The organism is Bacillus sp. AY3-1 (assembly GCF_008368785.1).
GTDB classification, from domain to species: Bacteria; Bacillota; Bacilli; order Bacillales; family Bacillaceae_G; genus Bacillus_A; species Bacillus_A wiedmannii.
This window is the reverse complement of record NZ_QORZ01000047.1, coordinates 1-1,633: the sequence shown is the minus strand read 5'-3', so window position 1 is coordinate 1,633 and position 1,633 is coordinate 1. Positions and strand designations below refer to the sequence as shown.

2 protein-coding genes are annotated in these 1,633 nt (G+C 29.7%); both read left to right on the top strand.

Translation table 11 applies throughout. The features are described 5' to 3' along the window. Positions 1-256: 256 nt before the first annotated feature. Positions 257-697: a MarR family winged helix-turn-helix transcriptional regulator gene (locus DN389_RS28130; protein WP_000018442.1), complete on the top strand. Its 441-nt coding sequence runs from the start codon at positions 257-259 to the stop codon at positions 695-697. 34 nt (positions 698-731) lie between these two features. Further along, positions 732-1,553, top strand: a complete 822-nt coding sequence (locus tag DN389_RS28125) for a class I SAM-dependent methyltransferase (protein ID WP_048566438.1) — start codon at positions 732-734, stop codon at positions 1,551-1,553. Positions 1,554-1,633 lie beyond the last annotated feature (80 nt).

Below are 1,633 nucleotides of genomic sequence, written 5' to 3'. Positions count from 1 at the left end.
ATTTTATCATAAAATTATTTACAACATAATAACTGAAAAAGACATTGCATTCATTACTTATATATATTTAGTAATATTTTATTTTTGGCCATATTCGTCTTTTCTAAAATCACTTCTCATCCTCCTCTTCTTTAGTTCACATAATCTCAAAATAACAAATTAGTAAATGTTAATTTACTATAATAAGTTTAAATATTTGATTTATAGCTAAATTAGTAATAAAATAATGACTAAAACCAAAAAGGAAGCGAAAATAATGTCCCATAAAGAATTATTAAACGAATACATGAATTTATTATTAAATATGTCAGGTACTTTCAAATTACTATCAGAAAAATCCTCTGAATTTACACATTTAGAACAACACGTAGTGGAGTATATCGCCCAGCAAAAAGTACCTGTAAATTCAAAGATGATTGCTAGTTATTTAAACATTCCTAAGCAACAATTAAGTGTAACTGTACGTAACTTAGAACAAAACGGATATATTGTAAAAAAGCAAGATACGGTAGATAAAAGAGCTGTATTAATTTCTCTGACAGAAAAAGCTGAAAAGTTACATTATGAGAGATGGAAACAAATTTATAAAAATTTCACAGTAAACCTCGAACAATTATCCGAAGAAGATAGGCGGGATTTAACTTACGGACTATATAAAACAAATACAATGCTCTCAAAAATGTTAAATAACGACTAAATATATTGTTTTATTATGCAACGGAGGATGTTTCATGGTTAAAGAGTTAGATTTACAATCAGTACAAGGTACGATGCTTATTCCCCTATGGGGACGAGCATATGGCAGTGAGAAAAATAAGGATATTTTAGATGATACAGAGGCTATTCGAATAATTAAAGAATGCGATTTTGACTTCTCAACAATAGCAAATACATTTGGCGAATACGGATGTATCACATACATTACTCGTGCACGAAAAATTGATGATACGATAAAACAATTTATAGGAAAACACCCGAACGCCACTATAGTAAATATCGGTTCAGGACTAGATACTACTTTTTCAAGAATTGATAACGGTACAATACATTGGTATAACCTTGATTTACCCGATGCAATCTCTTTTCGCAAGACTTTAATTGAAGATACACCAAGGAATATTAGCATCGCTAAATCATTTTTTGATACTTCTTGGTTTGACGATATAAGATATGATCCAAACGACGGTATTCTTTTTATATCAGCAGGTGTATTTTATTACTTTAAAGAAGAAGATTTAAAAGAGATCATAGTTGCTATGTCAAAACGTTTTCCTGGAGGAGAGCTATATTTTGATGCTGAATCAAAATTCGCACTGAACCTTTCGAATGCAACTGTAAAAAAATCTGGCAATAACGGCGCGATGATGTATTTTTATGTAAACAATCCAAAATCAATAGAAAAATGGTCTTCAAACATAAAAATATTAAGCTGCTCCCCTTTCTTTAAAGGTATACCTACAAATAAAGATTGGGATGGTAGTACACGTATTATGATGCGAGTTGTAAACGTAATAAAGATGTTGAAGTTTGTTCATTTGCGGTTTAAAAAATAATAAATAAAGAAGACCTCAATACATTTATATTTAGGTTATACATGTTAAACTTAAGAAAAGGGCAGGAACATATTTGATAT